Source organism: Micromonospora sp. RHAY321 (assembly GCF_023896955.1).
GTDB lineage: Bacteria > Actinomycetota > Actinomycetes > Mycobacteriales > Micromonosporaceae > Micromonospora.
In genome coordinates this window covers 189,040-208,641 of the sequence record NZ_JAMHIW010000002.1, presented here as the reverse complement: position 1 = coordinate 208,641, position 19,602 = coordinate 189,040, and the positions used below count along the sequence as shown (strand labels likewise).

Annotated in this window: 16 protein-coding genes; 11 read left to right on the top strand and 5 right to left on the bottom strand. The window is 70.4% G+C overall.

The features are described 5' to 3' along the window. Positions 1–30 precede the first annotated feature (30 nt). On the bottom strand, positions 31–1,944 hold the full coding sequence (locus M8C17_RS05400; RefSeq protein WP_252415264.1) for a Xaa-Pro dipeptidyl-peptidase: 1,914 nt from the start codon (positions 1,942–1,944) through the stop codon (positions 31–33). A 376-nt stretch (positions 1,945–2,320) separates the two neighbouring features. On the opposite strand from M8C17_RS05400, the gene M8C17_RS05395 reads away from it, so the two are divergent. From M8C17_RS05395 to M8C17_RS05370, 6 genes are all read left to right on the top strand, one after another. Then, positions 2,321–3,154: a carbohydrate ABC transporter permease gene (locus tag M8C17_RS05395; protein WP_252415263.1), complete on the top strand. Its 834-nt coding sequence runs from the start codon at positions 2,321–2,323 to the stop codon at positions 3,152–3,154. Continuing rightward, positions 3,151–4,452, top strand: a complete 1,302-nt coding sequence (locus tag M8C17_RS05390; protein WP_252415262.1) for an extracellular solute-binding protein — start codon at positions 3,151–3,153, stop codon at positions 4,450–4,452. Before M8C17_RS05395 ends, M8C17_RS05390 begins: the two co-directional genes overlap by 4 nt. Beyond that, the gene (locus tag M8C17_RS05385; protein ID WP_252415261.1) at positions 4,445–5,455 is read left to right on the top strand and encodes an ABC transporter ATP-binding protein; all 1,011 of its coding nucleotides are present in this window, start codon (positions 4,445–4,447) and stop codon (positions 5,453–5,455) included. The genes M8C17_RS05390 and M8C17_RS05385 overlap by 8 nt, the downstream gene beginning before the upstream one ends. Beyond that, the gene (locus M8C17_RS05380) at positions 5,452–6,333 is read left to right on the top strand and encodes a carbohydrate ABC transporter permease (protein ID WP_252415260.1); all 882 of its coding nucleotides are present in this window, start codon (positions 5,452–5,454) and stop codon (positions 6,331–6,333) included. Before M8C17_RS05385 ends, M8C17_RS05380 begins: the two co-directional genes overlap by 4 nt. 18 nt (positions 6,334–6,351) lie before the next feature. Beyond that, on the top strand, positions 6,352–6,819 hold the full coding sequence (locus M8C17_RS05375; protein WP_252415259.1) for a hypothetical protein: 468 nt from the start codon (positions 6,352–6,354) through the stop codon (positions 6,817–6,819). A 177-nt stretch (positions 6,820–6,996) separates the two neighbouring features. Continuing rightward, a complete protein-coding gene (locus M8C17_RS05370; protein ID WP_252415258.1) occupies positions 6,997–9,345 on the top strand; it encodes a glycosyl hydrolase in 2,349 nt (782 codons plus the stop codon). An 84-nt stretch (positions 9,346–9,429) separates the two neighbouring features. Here M8C17_RS05370 and M8C17_RS05365 read toward each other — a convergent pair whose 3' ends face one another. Together M8C17_RS05365 and M8C17_RS05360 are read right to left on the bottom strand one after the other, a co-directional pair. Further along, positions 9,430–9,681 (bottom strand): hypothetical protein, encoded by a 252-nt coding sequence (locus tag M8C17_RS05365; protein WP_252415257.1) that lies wholly within the window; start codon positions 9,679–9,681, stop codon positions 9,430–9,432. Next, entirely contained in the window at positions 9,678–9,980 is a 303-nt protein-coding gene (locus tag M8C17_RS05360) for a DivIVA domain-containing protein (protein ID WP_252415256.1), read from the bottom strand. Before M8C17_RS05360 ends, M8C17_RS05365 begins: the two co-directional genes overlap by 4 nt. Positions 9,981–10,171: 191 nt before the next feature. Between M8C17_RS05360 and M8C17_RS05355 the strand changes: the two genes are divergently transcribed. The 5 genes from M8C17_RS05355 to M8C17_RS05335 all read left to right on the top strand — a co-directional run bounded on the left by M8C17_RS05355 (position 10,172) and on the right by M8C17_RS05335 (position 14,616). Beyond that, entirely contained in the window at positions 10,172–11,062 is an 891-nt protein-coding gene (locus M8C17_RS05355; RefSeq protein WP_252415255.1) for a helix-turn-helix transcriptional regulator, read from the top strand. After that, a complete protein-coding gene (locus M8C17_RS05350) occupies positions 11,055–11,261 on the top strand; it encodes a DUF397 domain-containing protein (RefSeq protein WP_252415254.1) in 207 nt (68 codons plus the stop codon). The genes M8C17_RS05355 and M8C17_RS05350 overlap by 8 nt, the downstream gene beginning before the upstream one ends. 65 nt (positions 11,262–11,326) lie before the next feature. Continuing rightward, positions 11,327–11,662: a nucleotide pyrophosphohydrolase gene (locus M8C17_RS05345; protein WP_252415253.1), complete on the top strand. Its 336-nt coding sequence runs from the start codon at positions 11,327–11,329 to the stop codon at positions 11,660–11,662. A 209-nt stretch (positions 11,663–11,871) separates the two neighbouring features. Then, positions 11,872–13,707 carry a DUF2075 domain-containing protein gene (locus M8C17_RS05340; protein WP_252415252.1) on the top strand — a complete coding sequence of 612 codons (1,836 nt, stop codon included), beginning with the start codon at positions 11,872–11,874 and terminating at the stop codon, positions 13,705–13,707. 72 nt (positions 13,708–13,779) lie between these two features. Then, on the top strand, positions 13,780–14,616 hold the full coding sequence (locus M8C17_RS05335) for an aldo/keto reductase (protein ID WP_252415251.1): 837 nt from the start codon (positions 13,780–13,782) through the stop codon (positions 14,614–14,616). Positions 14,617–14,694: 78 nt separating this feature from the next. Here the strand turns inward: M8C17_RS05335 and M8C17_RS05330 are convergent, their stop codons facing one another. Both M8C17_RS05330 and M8C17_RS05325 read right to left on the bottom strand, forming a co-directional pair. Beyond that, positions 14,695–17,223, bottom strand: a complete 2,529-nt coding sequence (locus M8C17_RS05330; RefSeq protein WP_252415250.1) for an alkaline phosphatase D family protein — start codon at positions 17,221–17,223, stop codon at positions 14,695–14,697. A 168-nt stretch (positions 17,224–17,391) separates the two neighbouring features. Beyond that, complete coding sequence (locus M8C17_RS05325) at positions 17,392–19,461, bottom strand: phosphocholine-specific phospholipase C (protein ID WP_252415249.1); 2,070 nt, start codon at positions 19,459–19,461, stop codon at positions 17,392–17,394. Between the last annotated feature and the right edge of the window lie 141 nt (positions 19,462–19,602).

The following is a 19,602-nucleotide window of genomic DNA, read 5'->3' as shown; positions in this document are numbered from 1 at the left end:
GGGCTAGCGTCCCGCCCACCGGGTCCCCGCCTACAGGCCCGCGGCCACGGCCGCCGAGCGGCCACCGACGATCGGTAGCTCGATCCGGCTGCGGTCGAAGTGGACGGTGATGTCGGCCTGGTTCTGCTTCGCCCGGCTGCTGTAGCCGGAGTACGAGCCGAGCAGCACCACGCCGACCTGGTTGCCGGCCCCGAAGACGTAGTCCTCGGGGAGCAGCGGCACGTCGACGGAGTTCTTCCTGCCCGGCACCAGCGGCGTCGTCACGGACGGCGACTTGAGGTTGAGGCCGTCCAGGATGCCCTTGGTCACCAGCTCCTGCGGATCGGTGGCGACGGTCTTCTCGGTCTGCCGGTAGCAGGCGTCCTCGGCGCGTCCGCCCCAGGTGGCCGAGTCACCCCAGCAGTCCTCGGTGGTCAGCGTCCGGATGCCGTCGCCGGAGGTGCTGAACCGCGGCCGGGTGCCGTAGTCGACCAGCAGGCCGGCGAAGCTGGTGTCCTCGCCGTTCACCGATGCGTTGATCTTCACGATCGGGGTGCCGGAGATGTGCAGCGGCCGACGCAGCGGCTGGGAGAGGAAGACCAACCGGTTCTCCGTGTTCGCCGCCGGGTCCGACGGGTGCCGGATGGCGTTGGTCTGGCTCATCGACGGGGTGTCCTGGAACGTCCGGGACGCCTTACCCGGCTGCGGGCGGACCGACAGCCCGCCGGCCGCCCCCTCGTCGCCGGGGCGCAGGAACACCTGGGTGCTCCGGGCGGCCGGGACCGGCCAGGTGCGGTGGGTCTCCCAGACGTCCGGAGCCCGCTCGATGTCGGCCATCGGCTCGGCCATGATGCCGTTCTGCACCCCGTGCAGCCAGAAGTCGAACCACCGGTGCAGGGTGTCCACCCACTCGCCCCGTCGGAAGTCGAACGGGTCGATGTGACCCGTGCCGGTCAGCCAGAGCTTGCGGGGGACGTTCTCCTCGGCCAGCGCGTCCCACCACTTGCTGAAGTGGTCCGCGCGGACGTTGTTGTCGTTGATGCCGTGGACGACGAACACGCTCGCTCGCACCCGGTCCGCGTGCGGGACGTAGTCCCGCTCGGCCCAGAAGGCGTTGTAGTCGCCGGTGACGTCGTCGCTGTCGACGCCGAGCTGGGTCCGCACCGGCGCACAGTGCTCCCGCCGCTCCGGGTTGGTGACCGTGTTGGAGAGGCTGCCGGAGTAGTTGTTCGCCCGGGTGACCAGGCCGTTGCTGCGCGAGTAGTCGTACCAGCTGGAGATCGCCGAGATCGGCACGATGGTGGTGAGCCCGCGCACGCCGCTGGCGGCGGCCGCGTTGGCCAGCGTCCCGTCGTACGACTTGCCGATCATGCCGGTCCTGCCGTTGTGCCAGTCGGCGACGACCCGCGTGCCGGCCGCGTCGGTGCCGGCCCGACGACCGTTGAGCCAGTCGATCGCGGTCGGCGCGCTGATGTTGTCGGCGCGACCACCGGTGACCGGACAGCCGGTCGAGTTGTTGGTGCCGATCATGTCGAGCAGGACCACCGCGTAGCCGCGCGGGACGAAGTAGTTGTCGTAGAAGAGCGGCCACTGGTCGTTGAGGCCGTCGCCGTCGACGTCAGCCTTGCACTCGCTCTCGTTGCCCCGGCACACGGTGGAGTAGTAGGGGCTGGCGTCCATGATCACCGGCACCCGCAGACCGGCCTGGCTGGCCTTGGGCCGGATGATGTCCATCGCCACGACGTCGCGGGCGCCGTCGCCATCGGTGTCGACGTCGGAGGTGACGAATACCCGCTCGCGGATCGCGTCGGCATACCCGAACACCGGCTGGGTGACTCCGTGCTGAATGACGGGCCTGACCAGGCCCGCCGTCGGGTTCGCCGTCGCGGTTGCCGCCGGCAGGCCGACGGCGATGGTCGCAACGACCACCACCGACGCTCGCCACCAGCTCCTTGTGGTTCGCATCGTGCTCCTCCCCATCTCCGGCACCGGCCGTGGTCCCGGTCGTCCCGGGTGAGGACGACGTGCCGGCGGTGCGGCAGTTGCCTCGCACCCTAGAAACCGATTCACGGATGGTCATCGGACAGATGCGGGAGGTGATCGCCGTCCGGTCCTACGTCTGTCGCATCTCGACAGGCGTAGGACGCGACGGCGGGTGATTCCAACAGGTGCCCGATGACGTCCCGGCCGCCCGGCCATAGGTTCGCCGCACCACCTCCGCCGGTCGACCCGACCGTCACCCAGCGTCACCGGCGGAGCCCATCGGCGGCATCGGAGACGAGCGCGCCAACCGGTTGACGGGCGACGGGAAGGGCGGGATGTGCGGTTCTCGGGCCCAGCCGTGATCCCGCGGTTCATCGGGCGGTTCCTGGTGCCGGCGGCGTTCGCGGCGCTCTTCGCCGCACCACTGTGGTTCATGGTGGTCGGCTCCCTACGACCCGCCGGCCTGCCGCCGCCCCGGACCTTCGAGGTACTCCCGCCCGAGCCGACCATGGCCGCGTACGCCCGGCTGCCTGAGCTGATCCCGCTGTTCCGGTACCTGGCCAACTCGGCGCTGGTCGTCGCGGTCGCCGTGCCGCTGACCGTCGTCGTCGCCTCACTGACCGGCTTCGGGCTACGGCTGTTGACGCCGGTGGCCCGCCGCCGGGCGGTCCTGGGCCTGCTGGCGGTGCTCATGGTGCCGGTCACCGCGGTGTGGGCCACCCGGTTCGAGCTGTTCCGGCTGGCCGGCGTGGTCGACACGTACGTCCCGTTGCTGGCCCCGGCGCTGCTCGCCGGCAGCCCCTTCCTGGTGCTGCTCTACGCGTGGAGCTTCGGCGGCGTGCCGGACACCCAGCTCGGGGCGGCCCGGCTGGAGGGCGCCGGCTGGTTGACGATCTGGCGCCGGGTGGCGCTGCCGCAGGTGCGGCCGGCGACGCTGGCCGTCGGCGTGCTCGCCTTCACGCTGCACTGGTCCAACCTGATCGACCCGCTGCTCTACCTGCAGAGCGGTGACCGCTACACCTACCCGCTCGGCCTGCAGTTCCTGCGGCTGCTGAACCCGACGGACTGGCCGCTGCTGATGGCCGCCTGCGTTGTCGCGACAGCGCCGTGCGTGGTGGTGTTCCTGCTCGCCCAGCGAATCCTGCTCAACGACGATCCGCTGGCGGCACTGAGATCTGGAGGTCGTAGGTGAGCACGTTCCGCGCTCGACGATGGGGTGCACTGATCACCGCCGCGCTGCTGCTCGGCTACGCGGCCGGCTGCGGCGCCGGCGACCGCGCGGCCGACCGGCCAGGGATCACGGTCGTGCTCTTCGGCGACGCTGAGGAGATCGCCGGCTACCGCAGCCTGGTCGCCGCCTTCGAGCAAACCCACCCGGACGTGCCCGTCAACCTCTCCCCCGTCGCCACCCAGGACGACCTGATGGCCCGGCTGACCACCTCGTTCGCCGGCGGGCAGCCACCCGACGTGTTCCTGCTCAACTACCGCCGCTACGGCCAGTTCGCCGCCCAGCAGGCAATCGAGCCGGCGCAGGCGTACCTCGACCGCAGCGAGGCGCTGAACGAGAGTGACTTCTCCCCCCGGGCACTGGACGCCTTCCGGTTCGACGGCAAGACGTTGACCTGCCTGCCGCAGAACATGTCGTCCCTGGTCGTCTACTACAACGCCGACCTGTTCGCGGCGGCCGGCGTGCCACTGCCGAAGGCCGGCTGGACCTGGGACGACTTCCTGGCCGCCGGGCGGGCCCTGACCGGCGACGGGAAGTACGGCGTGGGCGTGGAGCCGTCCCTGCCGCGGCTCGCCCCGTTCGTCTGGTCCAACCGGGGTGAGCTGGTCGACCACCCGGACAAGCCGACCACCCTGACCCTCACCGGCGACCCGGCCACCCGCGCCGCCGTCGACTGGTTCCTCGACCTGCAACTGAAGCACCACGTCGTGCCCCCGGACGCCGAGGAGCAGAGCGAGTCGAGTGAGGCCCGGTTCCTGCGCGGCACGCTCGGCATGTACCTCAACAGCCGGGTCGCCGTGCCGACGCTGCGCACGATCGACGGCTTCACCTGGGACGCGGCGCCACTGCCGATCGCGCCGGGCGGCGTACCCGCCTCGATCCTGCACAGCGACGCCTACTGCATGAGCGCCGGCCTGCCCGACCACGACCAGGCCTGGCGGTTCATCGAGTTCGCGATGGGCGGGCAGGGCCAGCGGATCCTCGCCGGGTCGGGCCGCACGGTGCCGTCCCGGCTCGACGTGGCCAACTCCCCCGAATTCCTCGACCCGCAGAAGCCGCCTCGGTCGTCGCGGGTCTACCTCGACGCCGAGCCGCATCTGCGCGCCACCCCGCGCACCGGCACGTGGTCCCGGGTGGAGCGCGAGGCCGGCGGCCTGCTCGAGGAGGTCTTCTACGGCCGGATCGGACGCGAGGAGGGGCTGCGACAACTGGAGGAGAAGCTCCGGCCGCTCTTCGCGCTTCCGGTGGGCGCCGGTGGCTGAGCAGGGCGTGATCCGGCTCGAATCGCTGACCAAGTCGTACGGGAAGGTCGTCGCCCTCGACGGCGTCGACCTGGCGGTGCGCGCCGGCGAGATGGTCACCCTGGTCGGCCCGTCCGGCTCCGGCAAGTCGACGATCCTGCGGCTGATCGCCGGCCTGGACCGGCCGGACCGTGGTCGCGTCGTCGTCGACGGGCAGGACGTGGCCCGGGTGCCGCCGCACCGCCGCGCGGTGGCGATGGTCTTCCAGGACTACGCGCTCTACCCCCACCTCACCGTCCGCGGCAACCTGCTGTTCGGGCTGCGGGTCCGCCGCGTCCGGCGCGCGGAGGCCGAAGATCGGGCCCGGGCGGCGGCCGACCGGCTCGGCATCGCGGACCTGCTCGACCGCTACCCCGACGAGACCTCCGGCGGGCAGCGCCAGCGCATCGCCCTCGCCCGCGCGCTGCTGCGCGAGCCGACCGTCTATCTGCTCGACGAGCCGCTGGCCAGCCTGGACGCGCCGCTGCGCTTCGCCACCCGCGCCGACCTGCTCACCCTGCACCGGGAGCTGGGCACCACCACCATCCACGTCACCCACGACCAGGCCGAGGCGATGACGCTCGGCGACCGGGTCGTCGTCCTCGACCACGGTCGGGTCCGCCAGATCGGCCCGCCGCAGCAGGTGTACGACGAACCCGCGGACACCTTCGTGGCCGGCTTCCTGGGCAGCCCGCCGATGAACCTGGTGCCCGGTGGCGGCGTGCTGGGCGGTGGCACCGACCTGACCCTCGGCGTACGCCCGGAGGACCTGCGGCTCGACCCCGACGGACCGGTGGCGACGACCGTCGAGGCGGTCGAGGCGCTCGGCAGCGAGGCCATCCTGCTGACCCGCTGCGACGACGGCACTCGGTTGACCGTCCGCACCGGCCCCCGCCCAGGTGTGTGGCCGGGCGACCAGGTGCGACTGCGCGCCGACCCGGGCCGGATCCACCGCTTCGACGCCGACACCGGGCGTCGCCGGTGAGCACCGGCCGGACCAGCCGGCCGCTGACCGCGTGGGCGTTCCTCGCGCCGTACGCGGTGGCGGTCGCGCTGCTGATCGCGCTGCCCGCCCTGCTCAACCTCGGCTACGCGTTCACCGACCACACCGGGCTGACCCGGGACCCGCGCTTCACGGGCCTCGCCAACGTCCGCCGGCTGCTCGCCGACGACTTCCTCGTCGACAGCGTCCGAGCCTCCGCGATCCACGTGGCGCTGGCCGTACCGCTGCGGTTGCTGGCCGCCATCGGGCTCGGGCTGCTGCTCGCCGCGCCCCGCCCCGGCGGCCGCTGGTTCCGGGTCGCGGTCTACCTGCCGACCGTCGTACCCGACGTGGCCCTGGCGGTGCTCTTCCTGTGGGTGCTCAACCCGCTCTACGGCCCGCTCAACCAACTGCTCGGGCTCGTCGGCCACCCGGGCATGAACTGGCTCGCCGAGCCCGGCTCCGCACGGGTGGCCGTGGCGCTGATGCTCGCGTTCCCGATCGGTGAGGGTTTCATCGTCGTGCTCGCCGCCCGCCGGATGCTCGACGGCCGGCTGTACGAGGCGGCGGCGCTGGAGGGCTGCGGCCCGATCGGCCAGTTGCGCCGGCTCACGCTGCCGCTGCTCGCGCCGGTGCTGGTGCTGCTCGCCGTCCGCGACACGATCCTCACCCTGCAGGTCAACTTCGTGCCGGCGTACGTCCTCACCGACGGCCGGCCCGCGAACGCCACGCTCTACCTGCCGGTCTACATCTTCGACCAGGTCTTCGAGTTCTCCGGCTTCGCCTACGGAGCCATGATCACGAGCGTCCTCATGGTGGTCACCGGGGTCATCATCACCGCGCTGCTGCTGATGGTGCGACGCTGGCGGGTGCTGCGCTGAGCGTGACATCCTGCTGCGGTGAGACTCCGGATGTTCGCCGTCGTCGTCACGGTTCCGTTGCTCGTCGCCTGCGGCGGCACGGACGCCGCGCGGCCCACCGACCGGGGAGCGGGGATGCTCGCGAACCTGCCCAGCTGTGACCGGGTGCCGCTTGACGCCGACGCCGAGGTGGACGCCCGGGTCACCGGCCTGCTGCTGCCCGACGGCGCGCGGGTCACCTCGGTGGTCGAGCAGGGCGCCCTGACCACGGTCGCGGCCACCATCCGGATGACCCCGCTGGACGTCCGCGCCCACTACGAGAGCCGTGGCGACATCGACCTGCTGCGCGCCGAGGACGAGGTGTTCGAGGCCGAGGTACTGATGCGGGCGCAGGAACGGCGGACGTATCTGCGGGCCACGGCGCTCTGCGCGGACGGAACGACGCTGACCGCGGTGGTCGGGCCGGACTCGGACGAGGCCGGCCTGCCCGAGTTCCAGAGCAACTGACCACCGGACCGGCTCGACAGATGTCCTAATCAGGCAGGTCGAATCGCGACAGATGCTCGGTGACGTCGGTCACTCCACTGTCTAGCGTGCGCACTGGACCACTTTTCGGTCGCCATGGCGCGTGGACAGGGAGACTGCATGAGACTCACGCTCGCCCGAAGGTACCGCGGCCTCGCGATGACAACGAGCCTGGGGCTGGTCGTCGCGCTCGCTCTGACCGCCTCGTCCGCGCCCCGGCCGGTGCAGGAGTCGCTGGCCACCAACTCGCCCACCGGCCCGATGGAAATCCCCGACGAGTGGATGACCGCCCAGCGGATGAGCGACGGCAGCCGGGACCTCTCGGTGGCCAAGTACGCGAAGGCTCGCGGCGAGGCCCACGATCTCAACCTGCGCACCCGCCTCCTCTACCGCGACCTGGCGCAGCGGAAGTGGAACTTCTTCGGGCCGAGCAACATCGGCGGCCGGGTCGTGGACATCGCCGTCGACCCGCAGGTTTCCGACCAGATCTTCATCGCCGCCGCCTCCGGCGGCGTCTGGAAGTCCGACGACGCCGGCGCCACGTTCGAGACGGCCTGGCCGGACGACTGGACGCAGAGCATGGGCGCGGTCGCGATGACCAGCGACGGCGTCCTCTTCGCCGGCACCGGCGAGGCCCAGCCGGGTGGCGGCTCGATCACCTTCGGCGGCGACGGCATCTACCGCTCGAAGGACCGGGGCAAAACCTGGCGGCACGTCGGCCTGAAGGACAGCCACGCCATCGGCCGCTTCGCCATCGACCCGAGCAACGAGGACCGGATCTTCGCCGCCGCCAGCGGCAACCTCTTCGTACCGGGTGGCCAGCGCGGCGTCTACCTCTCGGAGAACGGTGGGACCAGCTGGAGGCAGGTGCTCGCACCGCCGAACGCCACCACCGGCGCCACCGAGGTCGTCATCGACCCGAGCAACCCGCGCCGCATGTACGCGGCCATGTGGGACCACCTGCGCGAACCACACCAGCGCACCTACGGCGGGCCCGGCTCCAGCCTCTGGCGCTCCGACGACGCCGGCCGCACCTGGTCGCGGATGACCAACGGCCTGCCCACCGACGCCGACCAGGGCCGCTGGGGCATCGCGGTCGCCCCGGACAACCCCCAGCGGCTGTACGCGTACGTCGGCACCGCACTCGGCCCGTTCCGCGCCTTCTACCGCTCCGACGACGGCGGCGACACCTGGACGCAGACCCCGGTCACCGCCGGTCAGGCATCCCAGTCCACGTTCAGCTGGTGGTTCGGCAAGCTCTTCGTCGATCCCGGCAACGCCGATCACGTCTTCCTCACCGGGGTCAACCTGATGCGCTCGACCAACGGCGCGCAGAGCTTCTCGTCGGTCAGCGGCGTGCACGCCGACCAGCACGCGATGCGTTGGGACCCGAAGGTGCCCGGCCGGGTCTACCTGGGCAACGACGGCGGCCTCTACCGATCCGAGGCGAACGGCGCGAGCGGCTGGGTCAAGGCGACCTACGAGCCGTACACCCAGTTCTACACGGTGGACGTCGCGCAGACCGATCCGGTGCTGAAGGTCGGTGGCGCGCAGGACAACGGCTGCAACCGCGGCTACAACGGCGTCGGCGGCCCATGGAACGCCATCGGCTGCGGTGACGGCCTCCAGGTGGTCATCCACCCGGAAGCCCCGAACATCGTCTTCGGGTGCAGCCAGTACGGCTCCTGCTACCGGTCGGAGAACTCCGGCGGCACCCCCCGCCAGACCATCGGCACCGGCCAGACGACCTCGGAGCGGCGCAACTGGCTGACCCCGCTGCAGTTCGACCCGAGCGACCCGAACGTCATGTACTACGCCGGGAACATTCTCAACCGCTCGACGGACAACGGTCGCACCTGGGCGCCGATCAGCCCGGACCTCACCGGCGGCGGCCCCAACGACCCGAACGGCTACCCGTGGGGCACGATCACCACCGTCGCCGCCGCGCCCACCGACGGCAACAAGCTCTACGTCGGCACCGACGACGGGCGGCTGTGGTGGACCGACGACCTCGGGCAGAACTGGCAGCAGGTCAACCCGGGGCAACTGCCCGGCACCTGGGTCACCCGGGTGGCGGTGAACCCCGCCGACAAGAACATCGCGTACGCCACCTTCTCCGCCTTCCGCTCCGGTAGCGACCGGTCGCACGTGATGATGACCCGCGACGGCGGCCGTACCTGGAGCAACATCGGCCGTGGCCTGCCGGACGCGCCGGTGAACTTCGTCGTCCCGACCGCCGACGGCCTGCTGCTGGTCGGCACCGACGTCGGGGTGTTCATGTCGGCGTGGAACGGTGGCGAGTGGGCGGCGCTGGGCACCAACCTGCCGCAGGCGGCCGTCATGTACCTGCGTTACCACGAGCCGAGCCGGCAGCTCACCGCGGCGACCTTCGGTCGGGGCGTCTACGACCTGGCCGTGCCCCGCTGCCCGGCGGCGTCGACCAAGCTGCCGCTCAAGCCGACCGGTGTCGGCGTGGTCGGCGTACTCGCCTCCTGCCGAGCGGGCTGATCAACCGGTAGTACGTCGCATCTGACGCGGCTCGCAGGCCACCTCCCGGACCCGGGAGGTGGCCTGCCCGTTCAGGCGCAACGGTCATCTGCGCAGCCGGCGGGCGCAGGCGCCGTCGTGGCCGTCGCGGAGGAGGCAGCGCCGGCCGCCAGGAAGCCGCAGGTCGCAGAAGACCCGGTGGCGGAGGAACTGCTGGTCCTCCTCGGAGACGGTGGTCTCCCCGGGGTCGGCCATCGGCTGCACCAGCATCCACCGGCCGATGACCCGGGCCAGGCGTTGCGCGGCGGGCAGGTCGGTGGCGACGACGGGCAGGTGGATGACGTACCGCTGGCTCATTGAAGCTGGTCCCGCTCGTTGCGGGCGCGCGCCTGGTCGGTCTGCCAGCGACGCAGCCCGGCCTTGATCCGGGCGGTCTCGCGACGGCTATCCGCGAGAGCGGCGTAGACGGCGGCCATGTCGACGGCGACCCGGTCGAGGAAGGCGTACACGTCGTCGGGGTTCAGACCGCGACGCCCGAGTCCGGTCGGCGCGAAGCGGCGCTCGCGCACCTGCCACGGCAGCAGACTGGTGTACGCGGTGGAGCGATACGTGGTACCAGCGCTCGGCGGCCCTGGTCGTTGGTTTCTGGCGTTCATGTCTGCCTGCCTTCCTGATGCGGAGGGGCGAGGGGTGTTCGTGCTGTGATCAGCCTGCGACAGTCCGCAGTGGAAACGCAACGTTCTATACCGCGATTTCGCTGTTGTGCATTGACTTTCTTTGTTGGAATCCGTAGGAGTTGCAGGAGCAGGTCACGCAGTGTTGCGTGATGCAACCAGGGAGTGTGCGGATGCCCGACGACATCGGATCGACCGTGCCGCGCCGGCAACTCGGCCGGCTGCTGCGACAGTTCCGCAACGAGGCCGGGGTGACGCTCGACGCCGCCGCCGAGGCCCTCGAGTACAGCCGGCAGAAGATCTGGCGCCTCGAGTGCGGCATGGGCTCGGTCCGGGTGCTCGACGTCAAGGCGATGTGCGAGCTGTACGGGGTGTCGCCCGAGATGACCGAGGCGATGCGCGGGCTCGCCGCCGAGACGAAGTCGAAGGGGTGGTGGCACGCGTACGGGGATGCGGTGCCGAACTGGTTCGAGCTGTACGTGGGGCTGGAGTCCGCCGCCGCTCACCTACGGGAGTACGAGGAAACGCTGATCCCTGGCCTGTTGCAGACACGGGAGTATGCCCTCGGCCTCGCTCGACTGGACCAACCGTCTATCGGTGAAGAGGATCGCGAACGGTCGGTGGAGGTGCGGCTACAACGGCAGGGGTTGCTGACTCGGCGGCTGCCGCAGCCGCCCCGGCTGGATGCCGTGCTCTCAGAGGCAGTGCTGCGTCGGGCTGTCGGCAGCCGGGGCGTCATGGTCGAGCAGCTCACTCGTCTCCTGGATGCCGGAGAGATGCCGAATGTGTCCGTGCGGGTGCTGCCCTTCGCCGCCGGTCCACACCCTGGCGCGGTCGCGGGCTCGTTCGTGATCCTCGACTTCCCGGCGACCAACGGTGGGCGAACCGCGCCAGAGCCGTCGGTGGCGTACAGCGAATCGTTGACCGGCGCGCTCTACCTCGACAAGCCAGACGAGTTGGCTTCCTACCGCTGCGTGTGGCGCGGTCTGGAGCGGCTTGCTCTCGATGAGGCACAATCGGCGGACATGATCAAGACCGTCATAGCGGAGATGCGACATGACTGATCTGACCGGCGCCGTTTGGCGCAAGAGCACCCGCAGCGGCGGCAACGGCGGCAACTGTGTCGAGGTCGCCACCAACCTTCCCGGCGTTGTCGCCGTACGCGACTCCAAGAGCACTGAGGGGCCGGTACTCCGCTTCGAACCGGGCACCTGGCTATTGTTCGCAGCCGCCGTGAAGCGTCCGGGTCTCCCCCGCATCTGAGGGAACCACATCCGACCGGCGTCGCCGCTGCGTGCGGACACGCAGCACCTGCGATGCTCCCTGGCATGGATGATTTGACGGGCCGCGTGCGGGCGTTCGCTGAGGAGCGGGACTGGCAGCAGTTCCACACGCCCAAGAATCTCGCCATGGCCCTCGCCGGTGAGGTCGGCGAGCTGATCGCCGAGTTCCAGTGGCTGACACCTGAGCAGTCCGCGACGGTCATGTCCGACCGCGACGCCGGTGCCCGGGTGAAGGCCGAGATCGGCGACGTGATGATCTACCTGACTCGGCTAGCCGACGTACTCGGCGTCGACCTGGTGGAAGCAGCTCTGACCAAGCTGGAGGATTCAGCCCTCCGCTACCCGGCAGACCAGGCTCGCGGCTCGGCGGCGAAGCGGTAGCCCACAACGCCAGCGTGGCGCTGAGTTGATCTCTTCGCTACAGTCCATGACGTAGGAGCGCGTCACGACGGGCTTCCGGCGGCTGCCGGACACGCCCCCCATGCGCACGATCACTTCGTGCTGCCCGGGGGCAAGTGTTGTCAGCGTTTCGCACGTCCGCCGATGGTCTGCTGCGCCTGGTTAGCGGCGGCACGCTCGCCGATCGGATCGTGGAGCAGATCGGTCGCAACGTGAGCCCGGCGGAGCGCCGTGCCTGGTCGCGCAGCCTTGAGGTGCTGGGGCAGGATCTCGCCGACGCGGGCCTGGGCCAGGTTGAGATGCTGGTCGAGTACCAGTTGCCGCTGACCAGCAAGCGGGTCGACGTGGTGCTCGCCGGCGTGGACCCTAGGACGTCCGACGATTCATACGTGGTCGTGGAGCTGAAGCAGTGGTCCTACGCCGAGTCCTACGAGGGTTCTGACACCCTTGTGGCAGTGCAACACGCGCACGGCCCGCGGCTGCATCCCGGCGTCCAGGTTGAGCTGTACTGCGAGTATCTGACGGACTTTCTCGGCATCCTCGCTGGGCACCAGAATCCGGTGCGCGGGGCGGCGTACCTGCACAATGCGGTCGACCGCGACATCAGTGACCTGTTCGATCGCCCGGCGACCGAGCAGAGCCGGATCTTCACCAAGCAGCGGCGGGGCCAGTTCCTCGACTACCTGCGCGCCCATCTCGCCCCGACGTCAGGCGCTGGCGCCGCTGACCGCTTCCTCGCCAGCTCTGTTCGGCCCAGCCGCCACCTACTGAGGTACGCCGCGCAGGAGTTGAAGGATCGGTCGCACTTCACGTTGCTCGATCAGCAGCGCGTCGCGTACGAGCTGGTGCTGCACGCCGTGGAGCGAGCCCGATCCGCGGACCGCAAGTCGGTCGTTGTCGTGTCGGGCGGACCGGGCAGCGGCAAGAGCGTGATCGCGCTGTCGGTGCTTGGCGAGTTGGCACGCCAGAACCGTGCCGTCATGCACGCCACGGGCTCACGGTCGTTCACCCAGACGTTGCGCCGGTACGCCGGCAAGGGCTCGACCCGGTTGAAGAGCCTGTTCGGCTACTTCAACAGCTTCATGTCGGCTGAGCGCAACGGTCTGGACGTGCTGATCTGCGACGAGGCGCACCGCATCCGGGAGACCTCCGTCAACCGGTTCACCTCGAAGGCCAAGCGGGACAAAGCGCGTTCGCAGATCGACGAGCTGATCGCCGCCGCCCGAGTGCCGGTCTTCCTGCTCGACGAGCACCAGGTGGTGAAGCCAGGCGAGTTGGGCAACGTCGAGGTCATCTCGTCGTACGCGAAGCAGCTCAACCTCGATGTCGAGGTGGTGTCGCTGCACAGCCAGTTCCGCTGCGGCGGCAGTGAGGCGTACGAGCGGTGGGTCGTTGATCTACTCGGTCTCGATGACGACGAGCCGTCGGTCTGGGCCGGTGACGGGAGGGTCGACCTGCGTCTCGCGGAGTCGCCGGAGGAGTTGGAAGCCTTTCTCGCCAGGAAGCAGGCGGCCGGCGTGACCGCCCGAATGTCCGCCGGGTACTGCTGGCCCTGGAGCGACCCGCGCCCGGACGACAGCCTGGTGCCGGATGTACGGGTCGGCGGCTGGTCCCGACCGTGGAACGTCAAGAGCGAGCGCAGTGTCGGCGAGGCACCAGGAAGCGCGTTCTGGGCCACCGATCCGAACGGTTTCGGCCAGGTGGGCTGCGTCTATACGGCCCAGGGCTTCGAGTACGACTGGTCGGGCGTCATCATGGGGCCGGACCTGGTGGCTCGGGAAGGCCGTCTGGTGACGCGACGTGAGGAGTCGAAGGACCCGGCGTTCCGCAGCCGTAAGACGGTCAGCGACGCCGAAGCGGATCTGCTGATCCGCAACACCTACAAGGTCCTGCTGACCCGAGGGATGCAGGGCACGATCGTCTACTCCACCGATCCCGAGACGCGGGAGTACCTCGCTTCGCTGGTCAAGGTGATCCGGCCGGTCGAGACGGTGTACGAGCCGGCCGGCGAGAGCGACCTCGGCTGATCGACCGGTTGGGCTCAGCACGCGGCTCGTGCCGGTAGGGTCCAGTCACGGTCGACGAAAGGCAGCTCAACCATGGCAATTCCCTACCTGACGGCCGCCGACGGCACCGCGTTGCCGGCGATCGGGCTCGGCACGTACCGGCTGAACGGCTCGGCGGGTGTCGACGCGATCGGTCAGGCGATCCGGGCGGGCTACCGGTTGCTCGACTCGGCGGTGAACTACGAGAACGAGGGCGCGGTGGGCCGGGCTGCCCGCTCGGCGGGCGACGTACGGGACGAGCTGGTCGTCACCTCGAAGCTGCCGGGACGGCACCACCGCTTCGACGAGGCGCTGACCACCATCGAGGAGAGCTTGTTCCGCACCGGCCTCGACCGGGTCGACCTGTACCTGATCCACTGGCCGAACCCGAAGGTCGACCTGTACGTGCAGGCGTGGCGGGCACTGATCGAGGCCCGCGAGCGTGGCCTGGTCAGGCACATCGGCCTCTCCAACTTCCTGCCCGAGCACATCGACCGGCTAGTGGCCGAGACCGGCGTCGCTCCGGTGGTCAACCAGATGGAGGTACATCCGTACTTCCCGCAGCAGGAGGCGATCGACTATCACCGGGAGCACGGGATCCTCGTGCAGGGCTGGAGCCCGCTCGGCCGTGGCAACGACCTGCAGCAGCACCCGGTCGTAGTGGAGATCGCGACCGCCCACGGCATCAGCCCGGCGCAGGCCATCCTCGCCTGGCACGTGGCCCGCCAGGTGATCCCGCTGCCCAAGGCCGCCTCCCCGCAGCGGCAGGTCGAGAACCTGGACGTCTTCGGCGTCAAGCTCACCGACGCGGAGGTCGAGGCCATCACCGCGCTGGGCCGCCCGGACGGGCGCCTCGCGGACCAGGACCCGGCGGTGTACGAGGAGTTCTAACCGCCCCGACGTCCTGAAGAGCGGACGCCGTGACGAGCGAGCGGGGGTGGATGGCGGCGCCACCCACCCCCGTTTCGGTCAGAGCTGGCCGAGCACCGCGAACGGGTCGGCGCCGGCACCGCTGTCGACGGCCACGATCCGGCGGCGCAGCGTGAACGTCGCGCCCGGCGCCAGGGTCACCTGACGCTGGCTCATCACCCAGTTGTACGCGGCGTACGCGACGAAGCCGGCCTCCTCGTAGAGCAGGCCGTAGGTCTGCCGGTCCGAGCCGGTCATGCCGATCCACGGCGCGGTGGGCGGGTAGTCGGCCGGGGTGCTGCTGGTGATGGTGCCGTGCCCGGCGATCCCGCTGCGCTGGCCGGCGCCGTCGTGGTCGAGCGCGTCGCCGGTCCAGAAGGTGCGCGACGCCGTACCGACGTTGGTGAAGACGCTCTCCGCCAGCACCCACGGTTCGTTCGGCCGGATGGTGTACGTCGTGACGACCTGGAGGTCGGCGACCGCCGTGCTGACGCCGGTGGCGCGGACGGACGCCAGCGGGCCGGTCGCGGAGAGCACCTCGACGGTGCTGGAGCGGACGGTCCGCTGCTGCCACGCGTTGGTGCCGCGGGGCTGCGTCGCCGAGGCGTACGGCAGGTTGATCCAGTCGAGCTGGTCGAGGCGCCCGACCGCGGCCAGGTCCAGGGGCTTGCCGACGGTGACCCCGGACAGTTGCGGGTCGTCGGTGCCCGCCGAGACGGCCAGGGCCAGCAGGTCGTTGCCGAGCACCAAGTCGGACGCCTTCGCCTCGGCCTGCGGGCCGGGAATGACCCGGCCGGCGCCGGCCGTGGTCGCCGCCCGGGTGAGCCGCAGGTCGAGCTTCGTCGGCGCGCCCTGGACGACCGTCGCCGGACGGCTCACCGGCTCGTAGCCGACCCCGTTCACGGTGACGGTGTAGCTGCCGGGCGGCGCGAAGGCGAGAACCTCCCCCGACGGGTCGGTGGTGCTCGCCACGAGTCGGCTGCCGTCCTCCCTGAGCACCGTCACCTGCACGTTCGGCAGAGCGGCACCGGTGGCCGCGTCGGCGACCCGCCCGACGATGCCGTCGCCGGCGTCGATCCGGTACGCCCCCGGCACGCCGTCGCGCACCTCGAACGCCGCGATCGTGTACGCCGGTGACAGGGCGTCCCGGGCGTCCAGCACGATGCGCAGGTCGGCACGCCAGCGTCGCTCGGTGACGTCGCAGATCACGTAGCCGCGGTAACTGCCGTTGTAGAACTTGACGTGCGGGTTGGCCGCGAGGCCGGCCCGGACGTCGGCGTCCCAACCGGCGCCGGAGGAGATCGACGTGCCGACGAACTCGGTGGCGATGGTCTTCGCGGCGGGGTCGGTGAAGTCGGTCTTCAGGTCGTTCACCCAGTGGGTGTGCCAGTCTCCGCCGAGCACGACGGGGTTCGACACCCGGTGCGTGGCGATGAAGTCGAGGATCCGGGAGCGGGCCGGCAGGTACCCGTCCCACTGGTCGAGGTTGACGATCTGCCCCGGCCCCAGGTCGTAGTCGAACGCCGCCATGATGGTCTGCTGGGCGATGACGTTCCAGCGCGCCTTCGACCGGCCCAGCCCGTCGAGCAGCCAACGCTCCTGCTCGGGACCGGTCATGGTGCGGGCCGGGTCGAAGACCTCGCCGGTCGGTTCCTTCCGCCCGTCGCCGAGCGCCTGGTCGCTGCGGTACTGCCGGGTGTCCAGCACGCTGAACTGGGCCAGCCGGCCGAAGTCGACCCGCCGGTACATGAGCATGTCCGGTCCGTCGGGGCGCTGCTCGGGCCGCAGCGGAAGGTGCTCGTAGTAGGCCTGGTAGCCGTTGGCGCGGCGCTCCAGGAAGGGCCGGCCGTCGCCGGCGCCGGCCGGAACCGCGCCGGCGTAGTTGTTCTGCACCTCGTGGTCGTCCCACGTCATGATGAACGGGAACCGGGCGTGCGCGGCACGCAGGTCGGGCGAGGTCTTGTAGAGCGCGTGCAGCCGGCGGAACTCGGTCAGGCTGCCGTTGGTGGTCTCGTAGATGTAGTCGCCCAGGTGCACGACGAAGTCGAGGTCCTGCTCGGCCAGGTCCCGGTAGGCGGGGTAGGGGCCGCCGGCCCAGGACTGGCAGGAGACGAACGCGAACCGCATGTGGTCGGCCTTCGCGCCGGGCGGCGGCATGGTCCGGGTACGCCCGGTGCGGCTGGACACCCCGTCGGCGAGGAAGCGGTACCAGTACCAGCGGTCGGGGGCCAGGTCGTCCACGAGTACGTGCACGGTGTGCGCCGCCGTCGGCGTGGCCGTCACCTCACCGGACCGGACGACGTGGCGGAACTGCGGGTCGCGGGCCACCTCCCACCGGACGGGGACGGGCTCCGGCGGCATGCCGCCGTCCGCCGCGTTGAGCGGGTCCCGGGCCAGGCGTGTCCACAGCACGACGCTGGCGTGGTCCGGCTCGCCGGAGGCGACGCCGAGGGTGAACGGCGCCGGGTCGAGTTCGTCGGCGTACGCCGCGGGGAGCTCGGCGACCAGCTGGCTCACCGCGATCACGCCGGCGGTACCGCCCGCGATGGTCAGGAACCGTCGACGACTGATGGTGGATGGGTCCGGCACTGCCACACCTGCCTTGATCGAGACGAAGTCGTCCCGACAGCCTCGACAGCCCGTCCGCCCGACCACTGAAGATCATGTGAAGGGCGGAGGTACGGCGGTGGAACGCTGCCACTCGGCACTCAGGCGGGGGTCGAAGGACGAAGGCCGTCCTTCGACCCCGGAACCTGCCTAGACGAGCCCGCCGAGGGACGGGTCGCTGATGCTGTCCTTGCCGTTCTCGACGTGGCCGGCGTAGCGGTACTCGAAGCCGGCGTCACCCGCGACGGTGACGGTCAGGTCGTACCAGCCGCGCGTACGGGAAAGCGTCCACTGTGCGCGCTCCGACTCACCGGGGCGCAGGGTCAGCTTCACCGGCCGGGAGTTGTACCCGTCGCGGACGGTCACCTCGACCCGGTTCGACCCACGGTTCTTGAGCGCGAGGACGACCTTGTAGTCCCGCTCGTCGTACGACGCGGTGATCTCGAGGTTCGACTGGCCGCTCGTGAACCGGCGGAAGAACCCGTTCGGGCCGTGCACCGACAGGTCGTACCCGGACTCGGCCGTCCACGTGTCCGTCAGGTGCTTGCCCGGCTCGACGGTGTAGCTGCGCGGGGCGGCCGCGCTGCCGGCCTCGCGTACCTGGAAGACCGCACCCGCCGCGCCGGAGTTGCGGAAGTCGATCCGGAACGAGCCGTCGCCGGCGTGGCCGTCGGCGTGCAGGGTGTACGGGATCGCCCGCGCCGGGCGTACCCCGTGCTCCTGCTTCGGCAGCCGCTGGTCTGCCGGCGGGACCGGCACCTCGTCGGGGTGCCGGACCAGCTCATCGGGCTTGAAGTCGTCGGTGTCCGGCAGGGTGGGGTGCTGTGACCGGTTCGGGTGCCGGAAGTCGAAGGCCGTGGTCAGGTCACCGACGACGGCGCGCCGCCACGGGGTGATGTTGGATTCGATCAGGTCCTTGCGGCCATGGCCGAACCGCGCCTCCAGGAACTTGATCAGCGAGGTGTGGTCGAACACCTGCGAGTTGACGTAGCCGCCGCGCGTCCACGGCGAGACGATGACCATCGGCACGCGGACGCCGAGCCCGTATGGACCGGCCGGGTGACTGGCGTCACCGGGGAAGATCTCGTTGGTGGTCGGCACGGTCGACAGCCCGTGCTCACGCGTCTGCGGAGGCGTCGGCGGGACGACGTGGTCGAAGAAGCCGCCCTCCTCGTCGTAGGTGATGAAGAGCGCCATCTTGCTCCACACCTCGGGGTTCGACGCAAGGATGTCGATGACCTGCGAGATGTACCAGGCGCCGTACGCGGGCTCCCAGTTCGGGTGCTCGGTGTACGCCTCGGGGGCGGTGATCCACGAGACCTCGGGAAGGCGTCCGTTCTCGACGTCGGCCCGGAAGTCGGCAAGCAGCGCCTCGGGGCTGCGGTCCTGGGTTCTGATCTCGGTGCCGGTCTTGGCCCTGTCCGCGAGTGGCGTGCCGGGCTTGGCGTTCTGGTACTGGTGGAAGTAGAGCAGCGAGTTGTCGCCGTAGTTGCCGATGTACGGGTCGTTGGTCCAGCCCCAGGAGCCGGCGGCGTCGAGACCGGTCCCGACGTCCTGGTAGATCTTCCAGGAGATGCCGTTGCGCTCCAGCCGCTCCGGGTAGGTCGACCAGTCGTAGCCGGCCTCCGCGTTGGTGATGACCGGGCCGCCGCCCTTGCCGTCGTTGCCGACCCAGCCGCTCCACATGTGGTAGCGGTTGGGGTCCGTGGGCCCCATCAGCGAGCAGTGGTAGTTGTCGCAGACCGTGAAGGCGTCGGCGAGCGCGAAGTGGTAGGGCAGGTCCTGGCGGGTGTGGTAGGTCATCGCGGTGACGCCCTTGTTCGGCACCCACTGGTCGAACCGGCCGTCGTTCCAGGCGGCGTGCCCGTCGTTCCAGCCGTGCGGCGGGTCCGGCAGGAACGTCTGGCCGAGATCCTTCACCTCGGGGCGGAACGGCAGCAGCTCCTCGGCGCCGTCGGGCTGGTGCCACACGTCCTTGCCGGACGGCAGCGTCGCCGGGTGCGGGTCCCCGAAGCCGCGGACGCCCCGCATCGTGCCGAAGTAGTGGTCGAACGAGCGGTTCTCCTGCATGAGGATGATGACGTGCTCGACGTCGTTGATCGAGCCGGTCCGGTTGTTCGCCGGGATGGCGAGCGCCTTGCTGAGGTCCAACGGAAGCGCCGCGCCGATCGCGGGAACCCCCATCGCCTTGAGGAACGTACGGCGATCCACCGTGCTCATAGCCCACCCTTTTTGTGCGGTGTGTTCGAGAAACTGGCGACCGGACGCTACCGACGACGGGTAGACGGCAGATGGCCGTCGTTGGTTGGTTCTGCGACCTCTCGACGACCGGCGCCGAGCCCTGGACCCGAACGGTTCTCG

Bases quoted from the DNA above. Each gene is read 5' to 3' on its own strand.
- M8C17_RS05400 (WP_252415264.1), bottom strand. From the start codon at position 1,944: ATGCGAACCACAAGGAGCTGGTGGCGAGCGTCGGTGGTGGTCGTTGCG.
- M8C17_RS05370 (WP_252415258.1), top strand. From the start codon at position 6,997: ATGACAACGAGCCTGGGGCTGGTCGTCGCGCTCGCTCTGACCGCCTCG.
- M8C17_RS05365 (WP_252415257.1), bottom strand. From the start codon at position 9,681: ATGAGCCAGCGGTACGTCATCCACCTGCCCGTCGTCGCCACCGACCTG.
- M8C17_RS05360 (WP_252415256.1), bottom strand. From the start codon at position 9,980: ATGAACGCCAGAAACCAACGACCAGGGCCGCCGAGCGCTGGTACCACG.
- M8C17_RS05355 (WP_252415255.1), top strand. From the start codon at position 10,172: ATGCCCGACGACATCGGATCGACCGTGCCGCGCCGGCAACTCGGCCGG.
- M8C17_RS05350 (WP_252415254.1), top strand. From the start codon at position 11,055: ATGACTGATCTGACCGGCGCCGTTTGGCGCAAGAGCACCCGCAGCGGC.
- M8C17_RS05345 (WP_252415253.1), top strand. From the start codon at position 11,327: ATGGATGATTTGACGGGCCGCGTGCGGGCGTTCGCTGAGGAGCGGGAC.
- M8C17_RS05335 (WP_252415251.1), top strand. From the start codon at position 13,780: ATGGCAATTCCCTACCTGACGGCCGCCGACGGCACCGCGTTGCCGGCG.
- M8C17_RS05325 (WP_252415249.1), bottom strand. From the start codon at position 19,461: ATGAGCACGGTGGATCGCCGTACGTTCCTCAAGGCGATGGGGGTTCCC.